We start from the raw sequence: 20,023 nt of genomic DNA on the forward strand, positions 1-20,023 counted from the left end.
GCGCCATCCGGCAGCGCACGGGCGGGTTCGCAGCGATTCCTTTCGCCGCCCTGGATGGTCCACATGGGTGCGGCTCAGAAGGAGCCGACACACAACAGGCGGGAGAGGACCACCGTGAGCACGCTCGAGGAGTTCGCCGCACTCGCGGAGCCGTACCGTCGCGAACTGCTGGCACACTGTTACCGCATGGTGGGCTCGGTGCACGAAGCCGAGGACCTGGTGCAGGAGACGTACCTGCGCGCCTGGAGCGGCTACCGGAAGTTCGAAGGCCGCTCGTCCCTGCGCACCTGGCTCTACACGATCGCCACCAACGCCTGCCTGACCGAGCGGAAGCGACGCAGCCGGCGTCCGCTGCCCTCTGGTCTCGGGCCGGCGAGCGACGACCCCGACGCCCCGCTCGAAGCGGCGAGCAGAGACGTGCTCTGGTTGCAGCCGATCCCCGACATGATGGTCACCCCGGGCCCGGGTGACCCCGCAGCCATTGTCACCTCACGGGAGCAACTGCGCCTCGCGCTCATGGCCAGTCTCCAGAAGCTGACGCCGCGGCAGCGGGCGGTCTATCTGCTGCGCGAGGTGATGGAATTCCCTGCCACGGACGTGGCGGCCATGCTGGAGACCTCGGCGGCCGCGGTCAAGAGCTCGCTGCAACGCGCTCGCGCGGCCCTGGCCAAGGTCGGCACCATCCACGAGGAACCCACCGAGCTCTATGCCCAGGACCTGCTGGAGCAGTACATGACCGCCTTCGAGAAGGCGGATCTGGCGGCTCTGGAGCGGGCCCTGCGCAAGGACGCCGCGCTGGAGCTGGTCGGGTACTCCACCTGGTTCTCAGGATTGGACACCTGCCTGCGCTACCTCGCCCCGGTGCTGGGCTCTCCCGGCACCTGGAGGATGGTCCCGGTCCGGGCCAGCGGGCAGCCCGCCGCCGCTGCCTACCTACGCCGTGCCGATGGCACCTACGAGGCCTTCGGCCTCGCCGTCCTCACCGTCACGCCGGGCGGCATCAGCCGGATCACCGTGTTCGGCAAGGAGGACTTGCTTCCCTGGTTCGGCGTACCGAGCACGCTGCGATGAAGACATGACGGATCGTACGTCGTCCGAGCGCGATGAATCGGTAGCCCGGACCATGCCGGCACGATCACGTTCGTCGCCCTGCACGGTCGTGGGTGGCGCAGGCAGGCCAGACCATCCAGACCAACTCCATGATCACTTCTTGGACGGAATCGGCGACCGCCACAAGCGCCTGCTGAGCGTCCTGTGGGCGGCACGGAGAAGACTCCTGCCCAGGCGAATCATGGCCCATCAGTTCCGCATGGTCTTCGAGGCGCACGCCGCAGTGTCGCCATCGGACTAACTGCCGGCAATACGGCCCGGTCATCGTGCGGGGGCCTGGCCGCGGTCGCGGAGGAGGGCGACGCCGTCGCCCTCCAGTTCGTCGCAGTAAGCGGTACGCCCGGTCATGGCCATGGTCAGGGCCAGGGTGGTGCCGGACACGAGCGGTCCCGCGCCGGTGGTGAAGGTGCCGTCGGTGGCGGTGAGCCGCAGGCCGCCGATGCGCCCCTTGGCGAGCACCACCATGTCGGAGCCCTGGTAGTAGTCAGCTACTCGCGTCAGGGTGTCGATCGGGTAGTCCCGGTGGATGCCCAGCGGACGCCGGATGTCCTCCCCGTGCACGATCGTCTCGCCGAGCATCGCGAGGACGGGGAGTGGTGGTTTGGTGGTGCTGGTGATGATGCGGCGGAATCTCTCGAAAGTCTCGGCCGGGGTCGAGCCGAGCTGCTCGGCCAGCCGCATGGCCACCTGCTTGTCGAAGTCGAACCGGCAGCGGATCACGCCGGCCAGCCACCGTACAGGGGTGAGGCCGGCCCCGGAAGTGAGGTGGGCGAGCACCTCGCGCACCGTCAGGCCGTCGCACAGCGACGGCGTCGCCCACTGCTCGTCGGTCAGCTGGGTGAGGTCGGCCGCCAGCGCGGCGCGCTCGGCGTGGATCAGGGCCCATATCGCGGTGCGGCGGTCTGCTGTGGACATGTCGAATGAAGTCCCGTCAACGTGCGTGACCTTGGCCGCGGTCGAGTCCGCAGCGGCCGGTCGTGGCGGCTCGGCCAAGCCGCTCACGGGCTTCGCCTGCCGTTGGTCACAGTAGTGACTCCCACGGCAGGGCGAAATCGTCGCTCGTGAGCGACCGTTCCTCCAGGCGACGCTACTCGCGGGCGGTGATCTGCTCCGCGGTGGCGAGCAGGCGTCTGGCGGTGCGCTCGACGTCCAGGTCGACCATCGACACTATGCCGAGACTGGCCTCCAGCGACTGCCCGTCACCGTCGTAGAGCGGCACGGCGATGCCGACCGCGCCCGGTGTCAGGTTTCCGCGTGACACCGCGTATCCGCGCTCCCGCGCCTCGACGACCCCGGCCGGGTCGTCGGCCTCGGGCGGGCGGGCCAGCATGATGGCCAGGCCGCTGGCCCCCTGGTCGAGCGGATGGCGGGCGCCGCTGCGCTGGGACAGGTGGAAGACCGCGTCGGACGGCTCGACCACCGCCAGCACCACGGCGTCGGCGCCCTCCGACACGACGCACTGCGTGGTGACGCCGAGCTCCTCGGCCAGCGTCCGCAGGTAGGGGACGACCGCGCGCCGCAGCTGCGGGTTGGCCTGTCTGGCCAGCTGGATCACGCCCAGGCCGAGCCGGTAGCGGCCAGAGCTGCCCTCGGCGGCGAGGCGGTGGTTGCGGAGCGTGGTGAGCAGCCGATAGACCGCCTGGCGGTGCATGCCCAACGACGTGGCCAGCTCCGCGACGGTCATGTCGCGGTCCTCCACGGCGAGCAACTCCAACAGTTTCAGACCCCGATCCAAGGTCTGGGACCCGTTGCCCTGACTCCCGCCGTCCCCGGCGCGATCACCAGTGCTCACGTCAAGCCATCCCTACCGCTGTCGGTTTTCACAACGCGCATTATGCCGATATTGATCAGGCCTGATTTCACTCGTCGCATGAGAGTCAACTTCCGACAGTCCGGTCTGCTGCGGCATTACGCCCAGCGATCCGGCCGAACGCGAGACATTCGGCGATACTGCCGCCACCTGTCGGATAAAGCAGGCCGTGCAATGATCCTAGCTCACCGGCGGAGTACAGATTGTCTATCCAACCTCCGTGAATCGAGGCCACCCGCGCTTTCGCGTCACGGCGCGGCCCGCCGACGGTATGCGAGCCGCCCGGCCATAGCGGAACCGCGAAATAGCGATCACCGCCGATCGGCGTGAGCGTGCCGGGGTCGCGGCCGAAGTCGGCGTCGACGCCCGCCGCGCAGTGCTCGTTGTAGCGGGAGACCGTCCGCTCCAGCGTGTCCGGGTCGAGCCCGCAGGCAACGGCCAGCTCGGGGATCGACTCGGCTGACTGGATCCAGCCGCGCCGCAGTTCGGCCACGTTGTCCGCGCTCCAGGTGTAGTCCTGGACCGGTCCGGCGGGGCCCGAGTAGGTGGGGACCAGCGTCGCCCGCTCGAAACGGGCCTGATCGAATATCCACCACGTCGGAATCCGGGGGTAAGTGAGCTGATCGGCGTCCATCGCCAAAAGCGCCAGATGGGCGGCGTGCTGCTTGCCCGGCTCGCGAATGAATCGCCGGCCCGACCCGTCGACGAAGATCGAGCCGGGTGCCGTCACGCCCTCGGCCGGTCCGAACCGGCCTGATCCCCACAGGTCGACGGCCGTTCCCCCGGTGTATCCGGCATCGGGGAATCGTGCCACGAAATGACCTGGCCAGACATTCATGTGCCACAGCTCCGCGCCGATATCGGCGGCCATGGTGATGCCGTCCCCGGTGTTGTGCTCGGTGCCGTAGAAATGCACCGGAGTGACCGGCAGGTAGTGCTTTTTGAGCCGTTCGCTGGCCTCGTAACCGCCGACCGCCAGCACGACGCCGCGACGCACGCCGATCCGCTGGACTCCGCCCGCGCCTTCGGTCTCCACCCCGACGACCGCGCCGCGGTCGTCGGTGAGCAGCCTCTTGGCCGCCGTCGCGTACCGGACCTCGATCCCGCGCTCGGCCACCAGGCTCCGCAGGAAGCCGTGCATCGGGCAGCCGGTGTAGCCGTCGGGGCCGCTCGTGGGCTGCGCCTTGTAGACCCTGATCGACTCGTGACCGGGCAGGGAGGGGTGCTCGCCGCGGATGTTCAGCTTCTGGTACTTGCCGCCGTGCGCGTCGAGCCAGGCCGGGTTGGCCGCCGTCTCCTCCGCCCAGGTGCGGATCAGGCCGGGATCGATCAGGGGCAGCTCGCCGTTGACCGCGTACATCGCGGACAGGTACTCCACCGCGCCGGCCACGTCCTCCGGCACGAGGAAGAAGCCGGCGGCGTAGCGGCTGTTGGGCCGGTGGTCGTCGGCCCGCTGCTTCTCGATGACGAGCACCTCGGCGCCGTCGTCGTGCGCGGTCACCGCGGCGACCGCGCCGGCGTCGCCCAGACCGAGCACGACCACGTCGACGGTCCTGTCGAAGGGACCGGTGTGATGCATCGCGACCTCCCCTAACCGAGCCCGAACAGTCTGGCCGCGTTCTCCTTGAGGATCTTCGGGCGAATCTCGTCCCGGATGTCGATCTTGGCGAAGTCGGCCAGCCAGCGCTCCGGGGTGATCATCGGGAAGTCCGAGCCGAAGAGCACCTTGTCCTTGAGCAGCGTGTTCGCGTACTGCACCAGCTGCGGCGGGAAGTACTTCGGCGACCATCCGGACAGGTCGATGTACACCTTCGGCTTGTGCATGGCGACCGACAGCGCCTCGTCCTGCCAGGGGAACGACGGGTGCGCGAGGATGATCTGCAGGTCGGGGAAGTCGACGGCCACGTCGTCGATGTGCATCGGGTTGGAGTACTTCAACCGCAGCCCGCCGCCGCCCGGGGTGCCCGCGCCCGCGCCGGTCTGGCCGGTGTGGAAGAGCGCGGTCAGCCCGTGCTCGGCGATGACCTCGTAGAGCGGATAGGCCATCCGGTCGTTCGGGAAGAAGCCCTGCGAGGTGGGGTGGAACTTGAAGCCGCGGACGCCGTACTCCTCGATCAGCCGCCGGGCCGCCCGCACGCCCGCCGCGCCGCGATGCGGATCGATGCTCGCGAACGGGATGAGCACGTCGCTGTGCAGTGCCGCTTGCTCGGCGATCTCCTCGTTGCCGGGAGACTGCTCCTTGCCGCTGACGTGCATGGAGTCGACGCCGAAGACGATCGCCGCCATGTTCCGCTCGCGGTAGTACTCGGCGATCATGGGCACGGTGAACTTCCGGACCGCCCCGGCCTTGAAGTAGTCGGCCATCGCCGAGAACTTGTCGTCGCCGGACTCTGGAGTGTCGTGGACGGAGATCTGCACGTGGGTGTGCACGTCGATCGCGTCGAGCGCGGTGATGTCCATCAGGCCGTCTCTCCCTGGTCGGCGACGATCGCGGTGGCGCTGCCGGACAGCACTTCCACGCCCGCCGCGTTCACCGCCGAGATGGTGAGCTCGGCGCGCCGCTGCCCGTCGACCGTGTCCACCGAGGTGACGGTCGCCGTCGCGGTGATGGTGTCGCCGGGCCAGACGGGCGCCTTGAACCGGGCCCGGTAACGCCGGATGTTCTCGTGCCCGAACCAGTCGGTCAGCACGCGGCCGGCCAGGCCCATGGTGAGCATCCCGTGGGCCATGACGGTCGGGTGGCCGGCGATCTGGGTGGCGAACGGCTCGTCGGTGTGCAGCGGGTTGAAGTCGCCGCCGGCGCCGGCGTACATCACGATCTGCGTGCGTTTGAGGTCAGTCACGACGACCTGACGTACTTCCTGGTCGGTTGTCACGGTCATCGGCCTGCCTCCGGGGTGTCGTCGGTCTTGGGGGTGACCGTAACCGAGACCGTGGTCGAGCGGGCGACCAGCTCTTCGTCGGCGTCGAAGAAGTCGACGTGCCGCTCGGCGAAGTTGAGCACGCCGCGCCCGCCGGTCTTGCTCCACGTCCGGCCCTCGCGCTTGCGGGCCGTCAGCGTCTCGCCGACCCGGATCGGGCGGAAGTACTCGAACTCCTGCTCGGCGTGCAGGCCGCCGCCTCCGCCCGATGACTCGCCGGGCCCGGCCCCGGAGCCGTTCCAGGGTGCGCCGGGGCGCATTCGCAGCCCCCAGTCCGGGTCGAACTGGGCGAAGGCGATCGGGAAGGTCGGCGGGACCACGTCGGCGTCCTCGCCCAGGGCGCGGGCGAAGGCCCGCACGTGGCCCTGCTCGATCGGGAACGGTATGCCGGTCAAGACGCTGTCTCCTCTGCTTGCAGGTAGCGCGTCGCCACATCACGGGCCGACGCGCGGTTGATCTTGCCGGCCGGGCTCCGGGGGAGCGAGTCGACCCGGACGATCCGGCGCGGGCGCTTGTAGCCGGCGAGCCGCTCGGCCACGAGGGCGCTCAGCGTCTCGTCCTCGACGTCGGCGAGCGCGCTCGCCGGGGCGACGACGGCCACCACGATCTGGCCCCAGCGCGGGTCCGGGACGCCGACGATGACCGCGTCGGTGATCTTCGGGTGGGTCAGCAACGCCTCTTCGACCTCCTCCGGGAAGACCTTCTCGCCCCCGGTGTTGATCACGCCGTCGCCCCGGCCGAGCAGGATCAGCTTGCCGTCCGCGTCCAGCGAGGCGAGGTCCCCCGGCACCGAGTAGCGGACGCCGTCGATGACCCGCCAGACCCTGGCCGTCCGCTCCGGGTCCTTGAGATACCCGACCGGCTGCGCTCCGGCGCTGGCCAGGATGCCGATCTGACCGGTGCCCGGCTTGATGTCCTGGTCGTTCTCGTCGAGGATCCGGGCCACGGGGGCCAGCGTGAACCGCCCGTCCGCCAGGTCGGCCTCCGAGCGCGCCACGGCCAGCCCGAACGGGCCGCCTTCGGAGGCGGAGATGTTGTCGATCAAAGTCAGGTCGTCGCCGTGCCGCAGCAGTTGGCGCTTGACGTCGGCACTCCAGATGACGCCGGAGCTGGTCATGTTGCGCAGGCTGCTGATGTCGTACGGCTGCCCGGAGCTCTCGGCGGCGGCCAGGGAGTCCACCAGGGGGCGGCCGAACGCGTCGCCGACGATGACCATGTCGGTGACCGCGTGCTGCTGCACGGTCTGCCACACCTCGTCCGCGTTGAGGGACTTGGAGGTGCAGAAGCAGATCGTGCCGCCGCCGTACAGGCTGCGCAGCGTCTGCAGCAGGCCGGTGCCGTGGATGAGCGGCGACATCGGCAGCACGGTGGGGGCGAGGCCCCTCTCGTGCAGCTCGCGGACCCGCGCCCGCACGTCGCCCGGCGTCTCCGGCACCGCGAGGTCGTGCTGGCGGAAGACCGAGGCGATGATGCCCAGCAGCCCGTCACGGTCCCAGATGACGCCCTTCGGCCGGCCGGTCGTGCCGCCGGTGAGCAGGATGATGCCGTGCGGCGAGTCGGTGTCGACCTCATCGTGGACCGGGCCGTGCTCGGCCGCCCACTCGAAGGACACCGCCGGTGCGAGCGGCTCGGCAGCCGATCCGGTTTCCATGAGCAGGCCCAGCGCGGGGAGGTCGCCGTCTATCTGCTGAACCTGGGCGGCCAAGGTGGTGTCATAGACGAAAGCGGCCGCATCGGTGTAGTTGAGCACGTAGTGCAACTCTGGGGCGAGATAGCGGTAATTGATGTTGACCGGCTGCGCGCCCAGCTTGAACACGGCGTACATGATCTCCAGGTACGCGAACGAGTTGTACAGGGAGATCGCGACGGTCGAGCCGGGGCCGACCCCGCGCTCCGCCAGCACCCCGGCGAGCCGCGACGAGCGGGCGTCCAGTTCGGCGTAGCCGACCGACCGGTCACCCTGGATCATCGCGGGCCGGTCGCCCACCACTTCGGCCGCGGCGCGCAGGGCCGTGGCAACGCTCATTTTGCGATCGGTGGAGTCAGGCAAGGTGGCCTCCGATTCGGGTATGGCCGCGCAACAGGTCGCGCGAAAGGATGAGCCGCTGCACCTCATCGGTGCCTTCGAAGATGCGCATCGCCCGGATGGCGCGATACCAGCCTTCAAGGGGAAGCTCCTTGGTATAGCCCATCCCGCCGTGGATCTGGAGTGCCCGATCCACGACGCGGCCGACCATCGCGGTGCAGAAGAGCTTCGCCATGGCCGACGCGTGTCTGGCGTCGGCCCCTCGGTCGACGTCCCAGGCGGCCCGGAGGGCCAGCCAGCGGGCCGCTTCGAGCTCGGTCTCGGAGTCGGCGATCATCCATTGGATCGCCTGGTTCTCGCCGATCTTGCGGCCGAAGGTCTCGCGCAGGCCGGCGTAGTCCACCGCCATCCGCAGACAGCGCTCGGCGATGCCGACACACTGCGCGGAGATGACGTAGCGGCCCTTGCCGACCCACCGCATGGCCAGCTGGAACCCGCCGCCGACCTCGCCGAGGACCTTGCCGGCCGGCACCCGTACGTCGTCGAAGGAGAGCGACGCGGGCTGGTGCCAGCTGCCCATCGTGCTGATCGGCGAGGAGGTCCAGCCGGCCTCCCGGTCGACGAGGAACGCGGTCGCGCCGTGGCGGGCGCCCTTGTCCCTGTCGGTGAGCGCGATGACGATCGCGTAGTCGGCCTCGTGGCCGTTGCTGATGAAGGTCTTCTCGCCGTTGATCAGCCAGTCGTCGCCGTCCCGTCGCGCATAGGTGCTGATCGCCCCGGCGTCGGACCCCGCGCCCGGCTCGGTCAGCGCGAAACAGCCGAGGCGCTCGCCCTCGATCGTCGGCTTCAGGTACTCCTCCTGCTGGGCCGCGTCCGCGCCGTACAGGATGTTGTCGGCCTCCCCGCCGAAGCGGAAGGGCACGCAGGTCTTCGCCAGCTCGGCGTGGATCAGCGACTGGGTGACCGCCGGAAGCGCCATCCCGCCGTACTCCTCGGGCGTGCTGAGCCCCCAGAAGCCGAACTCGCGCGCCTTGGCGCGCAGCCGGCGCTCCTCGTCCCGGGGCAGCCGCGCGCCGCCCTCGCGCACCAGCCGGAGGAAGTCCTCCTCCAGCGGGAGGATCTCCTTGGTGACGAAGGCGCGCACGGTGTCGCGGATGTCCCGCTGCTCGTCACTCAGCTCGAAGTCCATCGGCTCTCCTTCGGTACGCCGGTCATCCGGCTCGCGGCGGCAGGTCGTGGGCGCGCACGTTGGAGATCATCGCGGCGTCCATCATCCAGTCGTGCGCCCGCAGCGGATCGGCCACGATCTCCGACATCTGAAGCTGGAACTTGCGCCGCTCCGACTCGTCCTGCTCCGCCATGGCGGTGGTCGTGCGGTGCGTGAGCTCCTGCACCGCCTCGACGGCGGCCTTGCGCCTGCGATGCGCCCAGGCGTCCAGCACGTCGGTGCCGGCCTCGCCGCGGAGCACCGCGCTGAGCTGGATGGACAGGTCGAAGGCGTCGTGAATGCCGCCGTTGAGGCCCATGCCGCCCATCGGGCTGTTGACGTGCGCCGCGTCGCCGATCAGCAACACCCGGTCCCGGCGGAAGGTGTCGGCCACCCGCTGGTGCACGGAGTAGATCTTCCGTTCGCGCAGCGGCAGCTCGGGGTGGTCGCCGAAGACACCGCGCAGCCGGTCCGCGACGTACTGGTCGGACAGGGCCTCTTCGGTGGTGACGTGCGGCGGCACCGAGACGACGATCCGCCAGACGTCCGGCACCCGGAGGATCAGCAGGTGCTCCACGGGGTCGGCGATGTAGTTGACGTCACAGATGCCCGGCAGCAGCGTCTCCACCGGATAGTCGATGCTCAGCACGAGGTAGCGGTGCTCGTAGGTGAGCCCCTCGAACGAGCTCCCGAGCGCCTTGCGGATGGTGCTGCGCGCGCCGTCGGCGGCGAGCACCCAGCGGGCCGCGACCCGCTCTCCCGAGGCGGTGGTCAGCACCGCGCCGTCCTGGTCCTGGCTGACGTCCGCCACACCCGTGGCCAGCCGTACGTCGACCGGGGCGGGGCAGTCGTTGATCGCGTCCTTGATGATTTGAGTGTACTTGTACTGTTCGAGCTGCAATCTGAAGGGATAGGCGGTCTCGTCGGCGAGCATGCCGAAGTCGAACTCCGCGATCAGCCCGTCGCGGCGATCGTGCACCTGGTACTTCCGCGCGACGATGCCGGCCTCCAGCATCGTGGAGACGACGCCGAGGTCGCGGGCGATCTCGATCGTCGGGGGGTGGAAGGTCGAGGCCCGCCACTCGGTGCTGAGCCGGTCGGCCTCCTCGAAGACGGTGACGGACGCGCCGCGCCTGGCCAGGGCGAGCGCCGCGGTGAGCCCGACCGGGCCGGCGCCGACCACGGCCACGTCGAGGATGCCCATCACTTGCTCCACTCGGCGATGTGGTCGCACATGATCCTGGCCAGATCGGGGCGGCCCTGGAAGTAGTGGTCCGCGCCCTTGATCTCGACCAGCTCACGCCTGTCGTGCGCGACGGCCTCGTACATGGTGCGGGCGTGGCTGGGGAAGGCCGCGCAGTCGGCTGATCCGTAGACGACCATGACCGGCGCCTGCACCTCGGGGAGGGCGACGTAGGCGTTCGCCCGGCTGTGGTCGTAGCTCCACTGGCTCAGCCAGGACCGCAGGCTGGTGAGGTGGCCCAGCGACGCCGGCTGGAAGTTGGCCGCCCAGGGGCTGCCCCACAGGGTGCCGGCCTGCCGGTCGGAGGGGTCGAGGGCCAGGTCCAGGAAGCGCGGGTCGGCGGCCGTGCCGTGCACGACGAAGGGGAGGTCGTCGGGGGCCACCTTCTCCCCCGCCGCCGACTCGCGGACGTACCCGCGCAGCGCTTCTATCTGCTCGGTCGCCCAGGCGGTGATCCGGCGGTTGCGGTCGATCTGGGCGAGGCGGTAACGCTCGACGAACTCCTCGCTGTAGGCCGGGCCGTTGGCGGGGTCGAACATGTCGAGCGAGGCGTCCCGGTCGAAGGGCCGCTGCTCGTCGGTGATGGCCGGGTCGAGCCCCTCGGTGTAGACGACCGCACGCCCGGGGTGCGCCATGGCCATGACGATCTTGTCAGCCGGGATGAGCCCGGCCCCGGCCAGGTCGACGGGGTCGCCGGCCGGGGTGTGGGTGATGGTGGGGTTCTCCGCCTGCGCCTGATAGAGCGCGGCGAGGCCGCCGCCGCCGGAGTTCCCGACCAGGACGACCCGCTGGTAGCCCAGCTCGCGAAGGTGGCGGATCGCCGCGCCGATGTCCAGGAGGCAGTTCTCCATGATGAGCGCGGAGTCGTTGCCGACGTAGCGGGTGGCGAGCCCGACCGCGGCCACCCCGCGGGCGGCGAGCTCTTCCAGGGCGTAGTGACCGATGAAGTTGGACGCTGGGTGCACGATCAGCACGGCGGTCGACGGCGGCCGCAGATCGTTCTTCCAGAGGGTGGCCCAGATCTTCCCGCTCATCCGGGCGACGCCGGAGTTGATGTCCAGGCGTCCGCCAGGCGTCATCGGTATGGGGAGTAGTTCGCGGGACAGCACGGGGCGGCTCCTGATCAGCGCGGATGGGGACAGGGTGGGGATCGGCAGGCCGTGCGCTACCGGCGCGCGGTCCACTTCCGCAGCGTCTCGGCGCCCGCGCGCGCGTCGGCGTCGTCGAGCGGGCGGGTCTGCAGCGTCAGCTCGATCCGGACCCCGTTCGGGTCGAAGATGTACAGCGACTCCCAGACCCCGTCATGGTCGACGATGCCCACCGTCTCCACGCCCTTGGCCGCGAAGTGCGCCTTCCACTCGTGGAGCTCCTCCATGGAGTCGACGTTGAGCGCGATGTGCCGCACCCAGGAGGGCACCGAGTCAGGTCCGGGGTTGGGCATGTCGTCGACCTCGAAGAAGGCGATGGCGCTGCCGTCGCCGAGCCCGAAGAAGGTGTGCAGGTAGGGCGTGCGGGCTCCGTTGGAAGGCACCTCGTCCAGCTGGATCGCGGTGAGCAGCTCGCACTTGAGGACCTCGGTGTAGAAGTCGTGCGTGGCTTGGGAGTCCCACGTCGGATAGGCGATGTGGTTGAGCGAGCGCGGTGCGCGGAGATCGGCTGTCGCCATCATCTGATCCTCAGTGTGTGTCAATTATCGGACAAGTAGTCCGGAATTTGAATTGATTGTCCGGCGGTGGATGTCAACTTGTCAACTACGACCTCAGGGAACGACCACGCTGCGCAGTGCTTCTCCGGCCAGCAGCCGGTCGTAACCCTCCTGCGCGTCGGTGAGGCCGAACGTCCCCGAGACGTACTCGTCCAGCGGGAGCCGGCCCTCCAGATAGAGCCTCGCGAGCAGCGGCAGGTCCCGTGCCGCGACGCAGTCTCCCCAGATGGAGACCCTGATCGAGCCTCCGGTCAGGAACAGCCGTCGCAGGGGCACCTCGGCCACGTCCCCCTGCTTGGGAGCGCCGACGATCACCAGCCGTGAGCCGGGGGCCCGCAGGCCGTCGGCCGTCGCGAAGGTGGCAGGGCCGCCGACCGCGTCCAGGACGACGTCCGCGCCCAGGCCGTCGGTCAACTCGCGGACGCGTTCGCCGGGGTCCTCCTGGGACGCGTCGATGAGGTGGGTGGCGCCGAACCGTTCGGCGACGGCGAGTTTGCCGGGATTGGTGTCGATCGCGATGATCCGCCGCGCCCGCGCGTACTCGGCCCCGGCGATGGCCGCGATCCCCACGCCACCGCAGCCGATGACCACCACGTCGTCGGCCGGCCCGGTCTCCGCGGTGTTGACGGCCGCGCCGAAGCCGCTGGGCACGCCGCAGCCGAGCAGCGCGGCGATGGGCGGCGGCACCCTCGGGTCGATCGCGATCGCCTGCCGGGCGGGCACGATGACCCGTTCGGCCAGGCCGCCGACGCCGAGCACCGGAGTGGCGGCGGCGCCGTCGCCGAGGGTGACCTTCGGCCGGCGCGGCAGTTTCGACGCGCACGCCTCGGGCCGTCCCGAGCGGCAGTGCTTGCAGTCCCAGCAGGCCACCATCGGCGCGACGACGACGCTCTCACCCGGCGCGACGCCCGTCGCGGCCGGCCCCAGGGCCTCGACGACGCCGGCCACCTCATGGCCGACCAGGTAGGGGAAGTCCGTTCCTGACGTGCCGTGCATGAAGTGCACGTCGCTGTGGCACAGCCCGCAGGCGGTCACCCTGATCAGCACCTCGTCGCCGATCAGGTCCCGCAGCGGGATGTCCTCGAAGCTCAGTGGCCCGTGCGCCTCGCGGACGACGGCGCCTCGGTAGTGCTCGGACATGGATCACTCCTAAGGTCGGGCTGAAGGTCAGTACCAGCGGGGCGCGTCGGCCGCTGCGGTGTCCACGATCACCGTCTTGAGCTCCGTGTAGGCCTCGTGACCCACCCGGCCGAGCTCCCGGCCGACGCCTGACAGGCCGACGCCGCCGATGGGGGCGTCCAGCGCCAGCGCCCCGTACGAGTTGATCCAGAAATAGCCCGATCGAACTGCTCTGGCGGTCGTCAGCGCCCGGTCCAGGTCCCGGGTCCAGCAGCCGCCGACCAGGCCGAAGGGCGAGTCGTTGGCGAGCGCGACGGCCTGCTCCGCGCCGCTGAACCGCTGGACCGTGAGCACCGGCCCGAAGACCTCGTCGTACACGATGGCGGGCACGCGCGGCAGCCCGGCGGGGATCTCCAGCACGGTCGGCGCGACGAACGCGCCGCCGGGATGGACGCCGGGCGGCCGGTCACCGCCCGCCAGGACGCGCGCTCCCTGCTTCACCGCCGTGTCGATCATCGCGCGGACCCTGGCGGCCTCGCCGGTCGAGATCAGCGCGCCCAGCTGGGTGTCCGGCGCGAACGGGTCGCCGACCCTGATCGAGCGCGCCACGTCGGCGACCCGCTCGACGAACGCGTCCGCGATCGGCTCCTCGACCAGGAGCCGGGAGCCGGAGAAACATCGCTGCCCGGCGTTGCGGAAGATGCCGCCGACCGTGGCGTGCAGGGCGGCGTCCAGGTTCGCGTCGGCGTAGACGATGTTCGCGGACTTGCCGCCGAGCTCCAGCAGCACCCGTTTCATCCCGTCCGCCGCCGAGCTCATCACCTGCCGGCCGACCGCGGTGCTGCCGGTGAACGACACCATGCTCACTCCGGGATGCTCGACCAGCTGACGGCCGACCTCCCCCGCACCCTGGAGCACCTGGACCAGGCCGCCCGGGAGTCCGGCGGCGGTGAGGATCTCGGCGAACACGGGCGCCGCCAGCGGGCTGAGCTCGGGGGCCTTGATCACGATCGCGTTGCCCGCCGCCAGCGCCGGGCCGGCCTTCTGCGCCGCGAACATGAACGTGGTGTTGAACGGGATGACCGCCGCCACCACCCCCACCGGCTCCCGGAAGGTCATCCGCAGCGTGGAGCCGTCCGCCGGCAGGGTGCTGCCTTCGAGGGTGGCGGCCCACCCCGCCGCGGCGCGCAGGTGGGCCGCCGCCACGAAGACGTCGCCACGCGCCTCCGCCAGTGTCTTGCCGTTGTCCAGCGCGACCAGGTGGACGAGTCGTGCGGCTTGCGCCTCGATCAGGTCGGCGGCCGTGCGCAGGATCCGCGCGCGTTCGTGCGGGGAGGTGCGCGCCCAGGCAGGCTGAGCCGCGACGGCGCCCGCGACGGCCTCGTCGACGAACCCGGCCGTGGCCGCCTCGACCTGCGCGATCAGCGAGCCGTCGCCCGGATGACAGGTCGGGAAGGCCGCCCCGCCGCCACCGCGCAGCGCCCCTCCGGCGAAGCTGTGCGCCGCCGGCAACTCCGCGACGGCGATGTGGACGGCGATGTGCTCGGACGGGTTCGTGCTCATCGAGGAGTCTCCTTGGGCAGATCTGTGCCGTGGCCCAGGTACACATGCGGCCAGAACCGTGACTGCCTGCCGGACCAGCGCTCTTTACCTCGTCTGCACCGGAACGCTACCATCAAAATTCAAATATAGGACTCATAGTCCGATAAATGGAATCTGGAGACCCCATGGAGTTCACCCACCTCGGTCGCAGCGGTCTGACCGTCAGCCGTCTGGTGCTCGGCACGGACAACTTCGGCACCCAGACCGCTGAGGAGGACGCGTTCCAGATCATGGATCACGCCCACGAGCTGGGGATCAACCTGATCGACACGTCCGACGTGTACGGCTGGCAGTTCGGCGAAGGGCTGACCGAGCAGATCATCGGCCGGTGGCTGTCCACCGGCGGGGGCCGCCGCGAGCGCACGGTGCTCAGCACCAAGCTGTACGGCCGCATGTCCACCTGGCCGAACGACGCCGGCCTGTCCGCGCTGCACATCAGGCGCGCCTGCGAGGCGTCGCTGCGGCGGCTGAACACGGACTACATCGACATCTACCAGATGCACCACATCGACCGATCGACCCCGTGGGAGGAGATCTGGGAGGCGATGGACGTCCTCAAGACCCAGGGCAAGATCGTCTACGTCGGGTCCTCGAACCACCCCGGCTGGCACATCGCCGCCGGTCAGGAAGCCGCCGCCCGGCGCGGTCAGATGGGCCTGGTCAGCGAGCAGACCATCTACAACCTGCTCGAACGCACCGCCGAGCTGGAAGTGCTGCCCGCCTGCGCGCACTACGGCGTCGGCATGATGCCGTGGTCGCCGCTCGACGCCGGCCTGCTCGGCGGGATCCTGCGCAAGGAGCGGGAGAACCAGATGGGCACCCCGCTGCCCGGCGCCAACGTGGCCACCCACCGGGGCAAGCGGCTGATCAAGCTGGACCGGCACCGCACCGCCGTCCAGGCCTTCGAGGACCTGTGCGACGAGCTCGGCGAGAGCCCCGCCGACGTCGCGATGGCCTGGCTGCTGGGCCGCCCCGGCGTGACCGCGCCGATCATCGGCCCGCGCACCCTGGCCCAGCTCGACGCCGCCACCCACGCCTTCGAGGTGACCCTGGACGACAAGACGCTCGACCGCCTCGACACCATCTTCCCCGGCCCGGGCCCCGCGCCGGAGGCCTACTCCTGGTAGGCCCCCGGGGTGACCGGCCCGCTCAGCGGAACGTCTGCTGGAGACCCAGCAGACGCCGGGCGCCCATCTTGTCCAGATACTCCTGGTGGTCCTTGACCCCGAACACGTACTCGTCCAGGTACTCCTTGGTCCGGTCCTGGACGGCGAGATCCCGATACTCCACCAGCCGCTCCCGGTCGTAGGCGTAGTGCCCCGGCGAGGACAGCGGATGCGAGCCGTAGGGCGCGTGGGCGACGATGTCCACGATCGCGCCGGGGATGGACACCAGACGCGGGTCGGGGGCCGGAGCGTACTCGTCCAGGATCTCGTCCGAGCTGATGATGACGTGGTCGCTCGCCTTCGCCATCACGTCCTCGAACCGCCGCTGGCCGAAGATCTGCGCGTTGCCCTTCCGGTCGGTGACCTGCGCGTGGAAGAGCCCATAGTCGGCCCGCAGCGCGGGAATCGTGGTCACGGTACGCCCGGTGTACGGGTCGATCGTCGTCCGGACGTTCTTGTTGACCTTGGGCAGGTCGGTGCCCTCGTACAGCGGGGGAAGCGGCAGGAACGGCAGCGTGCTCGCCCCGGCGCGGAAGCCGTACACGATGTACGCCTCATCCCCCTCGACGATCTCGATCGACTGGCTCTCCGCGGCCCGGCGGTAGTTCGGCGCCATGCCGAGGAACTCCAGCCCGACATAGGACACGTGCAGCCGCTTGACACAGCCGGCGGCGATGAGCATGTCCACGGGCGCGCCCGCGCTCGGCGTCGGGATCAGCTCCAGATCCCTGACCCCGCGCCGGATCAGCGCGTTCACCAGCGCCATCGGGCCGTTGTGGGAGTGCACGCCGCCCAGCGCGATCGTGGCTCCGTCGGGGATGCCGGCGACCGCCTCCTCGGGGGTCGTCACCTTGTTCGCGCTCATCGCCTGAACTCCTTAGCCGCGGCGTCGCCGCCGGTGGTCACCTCGCCGAGCAGCCGCGTCCCAGTGACGCGCTTCAGCTCGGCCCTCCTGATCTTGCCGCCCTCGTCGACCGGCAGGTCGGTCACGAACTCCACCTCGCGTGGCCGCTTGTAGCCGGCCAGCCGTTCGGCGCAGTAGTCGAGGACCTGCTGCTCCGTCAGCTCCACATCCGGCGCCCGCTGCACCAGCGCCTTGACCGACTCGCCGAACCGCTCGTGCGGCACGCCGATCACCGCGGCGCGGGCCACGCCAGGGCAGGCCTGCAGCACCGCCTCGACCTCACCGGCGTACACGTTCTGCGCCCCCGACCGGATGACGCCCTGCGCCCGGTCGGCGAGGTAGATGTAGCCGCGCTCGTCCCGCCAGGCCATGTCGCCGAGCCGGAGCCAGCCGTCCTTGAGCACCGCGCGGGTCACCTCCGGCTGACTCCAGTAGCCGGAGAACACGCTCGCCGCCCGGATCCGCATCTCGCCGGTCTCCCGTACGGCCACCTCACGATCCTCGGCGTCGAAGATCTTGACCTCGGCGAACGCGGCCGGCCGGCCCACCGGGACGATGGAGGCGGCCTCGGTGCGCAGGAAGTTACGGTGGTCGTCCGGGGTGAGCAACGCCACGAAACCCCCCGCCTCCGTCGCCCCGAACGCGTGGTAGAACTCCAGGTCCAACGCCTCCGCCAGGGACCTGATCAGGCTCCACGACACCGACGCGCCGCCGTACCCGACCAGCTTGAGCGCGCTCGCGCGCGTGAGGTCGAGCTCGGGCAGCGCCCGCACCAGGTCGACCAGCATGGTCGGCACCAGGAAGGCGTGCTCGACCCCGAACCTGTCGATGTCCTCGACGAACGCGGCCGGGTCGAAGCGCCTGCGCAGCAGCAGCGGGACGCCGAGGTAGGCGGTGGTCGTCACGAAGGACGCGCCGACCCCCAGCGTCAGCGGCACAGAGATCCAGGTCGGGCCGCCGCGCGGCACGTTGACCTCGCACAGGTAGTTGACCGTGCTGGCGAGCTGCTGGTCGTGCGTGGCCATGCAGCCTTTGGACGCGCCGGTGGTGCCGCTGGTGTAACGCAGCGAGCGCAGCTCGTCGCCGGTGCCCGTCTCGGGCACCTCGCCCGGATCGCCCGAGGCGACCAGGTGCACGAAGGATCCTTGCTCGTCCGATCCTTGCTCGTCGTCGCCCAGGCCGATGGTGTAGATGCCGCGGATGCCCGGCACCTGCCTGGCCGCCTCGACCGCGGCGGCGGTGTCACAGATGATGACGGACGCGCCCGAGTGGGTGAGGATGCGGGCGATCTCGGGCGCGGTCAACCGGGTGTTGATCCCCACGGTGACCAGGTTGGCCTTCCACGCGCCGTGGAAGGCCGTCACGATGTGATGGCAGTTGGACATCACCAGCGCGACCCTCTCCTGCGCGCGGTATCCGAGCCCGATCAGCGCGTTGGCCAGCCGGTTGGTCTCGATGTCCAGCTCGGCCCAGGACAGCTGGGCCTGGTCGCAGATGACTGCGGGCAGCGGGCCTCGTCGTACCGCGTTCTGCCGCAGCAGGTTCTCGATTCGCATGCGTGTCCGTTCGTCGGTCGTCAGCGGCCGAGTGCCCGCTCGACCAGGTCGGCGATGAGGTCGGGGCGCTCGATGTGGACGTTGTGCCCCGCGCCGGGCAGCACGGTGACCGGGTGCCCGAGCACCTCGGCCATGTCCGCCGGCTCGATGCCGGGATCGTGGTCACCGCAGGCGAGCTCGACCGGGCAGGTCACCCGGCGCATGCGCGCGGCCAGCTCCGGACCGGTGGCCGGGCCGGCCTTGGCGATGCCCGGGTCGCCGGAGAGCCCGTAGCCGCCGTCGCGGGCCGTGACCCCGGTGGCGCGATCCTCGTCGGTGAACGCGGGTCCGGTCATCCCGGACACCCGCCCGAACAGCTCGCGCGCCTGCTCCTCACCGGGGAAGACCCGGACCGGCCGCTCGGCCGTCGCGGCCCGCCGGGCCAGCTCCTCCTCGGTCCAGGCGACCTTCATCGCGACCACCGCCAGGGAGCCGACGGTGATGCCGCGAGTCCCGTCCGCGAGGGTCATCCCGATCATCCCGCCGAGCGAGTGGCCCACGACGGTGACCGGGCCCTGGACCCCGGTGAGCGCGGCGGCCACCGCGTCGGCGTAGCCCTCGGGCGAGTAGTCCTGACGATGGCCCGAGCGGCCGTGCCCCGGCAGGTCGGCGACCAGCCACCGGCATCGGGTGCCGCGCTCGCGGAGCCGCTCCAGCACAGGTTTCCAGACGGCTCCGGACGCGCCCGAGCCGTGCAGGAAGAGCACCGCGGGGGTGTCCGCGCCGCCGTCCTCGCCGCCGGACTCCAGGTATACGTCAGCCATCACGCCTCCGCCTTCGTTCGGGCGAGGAACCCGAGCGCCGCCTCGACGAACTCGGCCGAGCGCTCGATCTGCGGATAGTGACCGCTGCCGTCGATCGTCTCGGTCCGCACGCCCGGGATCTGTGCCGCCAGTTCCTGCCAGGTCAGCGGCGGCACCAGCCGGTCGTGCTGCCCCCGGACGAGGAGGGTGGGCACGGCGACGCGCCCGTAGTCGCGGGCGGGCGGGCGCACGTGCGGCCGTCGTTCGCCGCTGTCACGACCCGGCGCGCGCAGGCTGCCCGCCGCGGCGGTCTCCCACGCGCCCGGGACCATGCAGTATTCATGGCGGCGGCGCAGGTAGTCCTCGCTGTGTTTCCAGCGCGGGTCGTGGAAGAGGACGTCCATCGACGGGCGCAGGCCGTCGAGCGTGCCGTCGAAGTCCTCCAGTACGGCGCGGGCCTCCGCGACCGGGGCGGCCAGGCCGGTGCCCACCACCACCATCGAGCGGATCGGCCACTGGGGTGCCGGCCGGTTGGCGACGTCGAGCAGCATCCGCCCGCTGAGTGAGGTGCCGATGAAGTCGGCCGAGTCGATGCGCAGGGTGCGCAGCACGCCGGCGACCTGCCGCAGCATGAGCCGGCGCTGGCCGCCGAAGTCGCGGAGCTTGTCGCTGTGCCCGAAGCCGACGAAGTCGAGCGCCAGCACGCGATGGTGCTCGGCCAGCGCCGGGACGCAGTTCTCCCAGGCGAGCCGGGCGGAGGCGCCGTACTCGCCGCCGTGCAGGAGGATCAGCGGCGGACCGTCCCCGGCTTCCAGATAGTGGGTCGTGCAGCCGTCGGCGACGACGTACCGATCGTGAAAGCTCATGAGCGC

General features: G+C 70.4%; 19 protein-coding genes. 2 read left to right on the plus strand and 17 right to left on the minus strand.

The features are described 5' to 3' along the window. The first annotated feature begins 63 nt into the window (after positions 1 to 63). Entirely contained in the window at positions 64 to 1,071 is a 1,008-nt protein-coding gene (locus ACIBQX_RS21870; protein ID WP_397007201.1) for an RNA polymerase subunit sigma-70, read from the plus strand. A 300-nt stretch (positions 1,072 to 1,371) separates the two neighbouring features. Here ACIBQX_RS21870 and ACIBQX_RS21875 read toward each other — a convergent pair whose 3' ends face one another. From ACIBQX_RS21875 to ACIBQX_RS21935, 13 genes are all read right to left on the minus strand, one after another. Next, positions 1,372 to 2,025 (minus strand): maleylpyruvate isomerase family mycothiol-dependent enzyme, encoded by a 654-nt coding sequence (locus ACIBQX_RS21875; RefSeq protein WP_397007203.1) that lies wholly within the window; start codon positions 2,023 to 2,025, stop codon positions 1,372 to 1,374. Positions 2,026 to 2,197: 172 nt separating this feature from the next. Continuing rightward, entirely contained in the window at positions 2,198 to 2,902 is a 705-nt protein-coding gene (locus ACIBQX_RS21880) for an IclR family transcriptional regulator (protein WP_397007205.1), read from the minus strand. Between the two features lie 85 nt (positions 2,903 to 2,987). Next, complete coding sequence (locus ACIBQX_RS21885; RefSeq protein WP_397007207.1) at positions 2,988 to 4,499, minus strand: FAD-binding protein; 1,512 nt, start codon at positions 4,497 to 4,499, stop codon at positions 2,988 to 2,990. Between the two features lie 11 nt (positions 4,500 to 4,510). Beyond that, positions 4,511 to 5,380, minus strand: a complete 870-nt coding sequence (locus ACIBQX_RS21890) for an amidohydrolase family protein (protein WP_397007209.1) — start codon at positions 5,378 to 5,380, stop codon at positions 4,511 to 4,513. Next, positions 5,380 to 5,802, minus strand: a complete 423-nt coding sequence (locus ACIBQX_RS21895; protein WP_397007211.1) for a MaoC/PaaZ C-terminal domain-containing protein — start codon at positions 5,800 to 5,802, stop codon at positions 5,380 to 5,382. Before ACIBQX_RS21895 ends, ACIBQX_RS21890 begins: the two co-directional genes overlap by 1 nt. Then, on the minus strand, positions 5,799 to 6,236 hold the full coding sequence (locus ACIBQX_RS21900) for a MaoC family dehydratase N-terminal domain-containing protein (protein ID WP_397007213.1): 438 nt from the start codon (positions 6,234 to 6,236) through the stop codon (positions 5,799 to 5,801). Before ACIBQX_RS21900 ends, ACIBQX_RS21895 begins: the two co-directional genes overlap by 4 nt. Further along, positions 6,233 to 7,867 carry an AMP-binding protein gene (locus ACIBQX_RS21905; RefSeq protein ID WP_397007215.1) on the minus strand — a complete coding sequence of 545 codons (1,635 nt, stop codon included), beginning with the start codon at positions 7,865 to 7,867 and terminating at the stop codon, positions 6,233 to 6,235. The genes ACIBQX_RS21900 and ACIBQX_RS21905 overlap by 4 nt, the downstream gene beginning before the upstream one ends. Before the next feature lie 16 nt (positions 7,868 to 7,883). Next, positions 7,884 to 9,056, minus strand: a complete 1,173-nt coding sequence (locus tag ACIBQX_RS21910; protein ID WP_397007217.1) for an acyl-CoA dehydrogenase family protein — start codon at positions 9,054 to 9,056, stop codon at positions 7,884 to 7,886. Positions 9,057 to 9,078: 22 nt separating this feature from the next. Continuing rightward, complete coding sequence (locus tag ACIBQX_RS21915; RefSeq protein ID WP_397007219.1) at positions 9,079 to 10,278, minus strand: FAD-dependent oxidoreductase; 1,200 nt, start codon at positions 10,276 to 10,278, stop codon at positions 9,079 to 9,081. Further along, positions 10,278 to 11,501, minus strand: a complete 1,224-nt coding sequence (locus tag ACIBQX_RS21920; RefSeq protein ID WP_397007221.1) for an alpha/beta hydrolase — start codon at positions 11,499 to 11,501, stop codon at positions 10,278 to 10,280. Before ACIBQX_RS21920 ends, ACIBQX_RS21915 begins: the two co-directional genes overlap by 1 nt. Beyond that, a complete protein-coding gene (locus ACIBQX_RS21925) occupies positions 11,483 to 11,986 on the minus strand; it encodes a VOC family protein (protein ID WP_397007223.1) in 504 nt (167 codons plus the stop codon). The genes ACIBQX_RS21920 and ACIBQX_RS21925 overlap by 19 nt, the downstream gene beginning before the upstream one ends. 90 nt (positions 11,987 to 12,076) lie before the next feature. After that, a complete protein-coding gene (locus ACIBQX_RS21930) occupies positions 12,077 to 13,162 on the minus strand; it encodes a zinc-binding dehydrogenase (protein ID WP_397007225.1) in 1,086 nt (361 codons plus the stop codon). Positions 13,163 to 13,189: 27 nt separating this feature from the next. Continuing rightward, entirely contained in the window at positions 13,190 to 14,704 is a 1,515-nt protein-coding gene (locus tag ACIBQX_RS21935) for an aldehyde dehydrogenase family protein (protein WP_397007227.1), read from the minus strand. Between the two features lie 164 nt (positions 14,705 to 14,868). Between ACIBQX_RS21935 and ACIBQX_RS21940 the strand changes: the two genes are divergently transcribed. Then, complete coding sequence (locus ACIBQX_RS21940) at positions 14,869 to 15,870, plus strand: aldo/keto reductase (protein WP_397007834.1); 1,002 nt, start codon at positions 14,869 to 14,871, stop codon at positions 15,868 to 15,870. 22 nt (positions 15,871 to 15,892) lie between these two features. Here ACIBQX_RS21940 and ACIBQX_RS21945 read toward each other — a convergent pair whose 3' ends face one another. The 4 genes from ACIBQX_RS21945 to ACIBQX_RS21960 are packed head-to-tail and all read right to left on the minus strand — an operon-like array spanning position 15,893 to position 20,017. After that, positions 15,893 to 16,774 carry a CoA transferase subunit A gene (locus tag ACIBQX_RS21945; RefSeq protein ID WP_397007229.1) on the minus strand — a complete coding sequence of 294 codons (882 nt, stop codon included), beginning with the start codon at positions 16,772 to 16,774 and terminating at the stop codon, positions 15,893 to 15,895. Further along, positions 16,771 to 18,369 (minus strand): class I adenylate-forming enzyme family protein, encoded by a 1,599-nt coding sequence (locus ACIBQX_RS21950; RefSeq protein ID WP_397007231.1) that lies wholly within the window; start codon positions 18,367 to 18,369, stop codon positions 16,771 to 16,773. The genes ACIBQX_RS21945 and ACIBQX_RS21950 overlap by 4 nt, the downstream gene beginning before the upstream one ends. A 20-nt stretch (positions 18,370 to 18,389) precedes the next feature. Continuing rightward, the gene (locus ACIBQX_RS21955) at positions 18,390 to 19,172 is read right to left on the minus strand and encodes an alpha/beta fold hydrolase (RefSeq protein WP_397007233.1); all 783 of its coding nucleotides are present in this window, start codon (positions 19,170 to 19,172) and stop codon (positions 18,390 to 18,392) included. After that, the gene (locus ACIBQX_RS21960; protein ID WP_397007235.1) at positions 19,172 to 20,017 is read right to left on the minus strand and encodes an alpha/beta fold hydrolase; all 846 of its coding nucleotides are present in this window, start codon (positions 20,015 to 20,017) and stop codon (positions 19,172 to 19,174) included. Before ACIBQX_RS21960 ends, ACIBQX_RS21955 begins: the two co-directional genes overlap by 1 nt. Positions 20,018 to 20,023: the final 6 nt, after the last annotated feature.

Origin of the sequence: Nonomuraea sp. NPDC049714 (assembly GCF_044465295.1) — a bacterium.
Classification (GTDB): domain Bacteria; phylum Actinomycetota; class Actinomycetes; order Streptosporangiales; family Streptosporangiaceae; genus Nonomuraea.

What these genes read in the sequence shown, in the direction of transcription:
- ACIBQX_RS21870 (WP_397007201.1), top strand. Translation starts at nt 64, where the DNA reads ATGGGTGCGGCTCAGAAGGAGCCGACACACAACAGGCGGGAGAGGACC.
- ACIBQX_RS21875 (WP_397007203.1), bottom strand. Translation starts at nt 2,025, where the DNA reads ATGTCCACAGCAGACCGCCGCACCGCGATATGGGCCCTGATCCACGCC.
- ACIBQX_RS21885 (WP_397007207.1), bottom strand. Translation starts at nt 4,499, where the DNA reads ATGCATCACACCGGTCCCTTCGACAGGACCGTCGACGTGGTCGTGCTC.
- ACIBQX_RS21890 (WP_397007209.1), bottom strand. Translation starts at nt 5,380, where the DNA reads ATGGACATCACCGCGCTCGACGCGATCGACGTGCACACCCACGTGCAG.
- ACIBQX_RS21895 (WP_397007211.1), bottom strand. Translation starts at nt 5,802, where the DNA reads ATGACCGTGACAACCGACCAGGAAGTACGTCAGGTCGTCGTGACTGAC.
- ACIBQX_RS21905 (WP_397007215.1), bottom strand. Translation starts at nt 7,867, where the DNA reads ATGAGCGTTGCCACGGCCCTGCGCGCCGCGGCCGAAGTGGTGGGCGAC.
- ACIBQX_RS21910 (WP_397007217.1), bottom strand. Translation starts at nt 9,056, where the DNA reads ATGGACTTCGAGCTGAGTGACGAGCAGCGGGACATCCGCGACACCGTG.
- ACIBQX_RS21915 (WP_397007219.1), bottom strand. Translation starts at nt 10,278, where the DNA reads ATGGGCATCCTCGACGTGGCCGTGGTCGGCGCCGGCCCGGTCGGGCTC.
- ACIBQX_RS21925 (WP_397007223.1), bottom strand. Translation starts at nt 11,986, where the DNA reads ATGATGGCGACAGCCGATCTCCGCGCACCGCGCTCGCTCAACCACATC.
- ACIBQX_RS21930 (WP_397007225.1), bottom strand. Translation starts at nt 13,162, where the DNA reads ATGTCCGAGCACTACCGAGGCGCCGTCGTCCGCGAGGCGCACGGGCCA.
- ACIBQX_RS21935 (WP_397007227.1), bottom strand. Translation starts at nt 14,704, where the DNA reads ATGAGCACGAACCCGTCCGAGCACATCGCCGTCCACATCGCCGTCGCG.
- ACIBQX_RS21940 (WP_397007834.1), top strand. Translation starts at nt 14,869, where the DNA reads ATGGAGTTCACCCACCTCGGTCGCAGCGGTCTGACCGTCAGCCGTCTG.
- ACIBQX_RS21945 (WP_397007229.1), bottom strand. Translation starts at nt 16,774, where the DNA reads ATGAGCGCGAACAAGGTGACGACCCCCGAGGAGGCGGTCGCCGGCATC.
- ACIBQX_RS21950 (WP_397007231.1), bottom strand. Translation starts at nt 18,369, where the DNA reads ATGCGAATCGAGAACCTGCTGCGGCAGAACGCGGTACGACGAGGCCCG.
- ACIBQX_RS21955 (WP_397007233.1), bottom strand. Translation starts at nt 19,172, where the DNA reads ATGGCTGACGTATACCTGGAGTCCGGCGGCGAGGACGGCGGCGCGGAC.
- ACIBQX_RS21960 (WP_397007235.1), bottom strand. Translation starts at nt 20,017, where the DNA reads ATGAGCTTTCACGATCGGTACGTCGTCGCCGACGGCTGCACGACCCAC.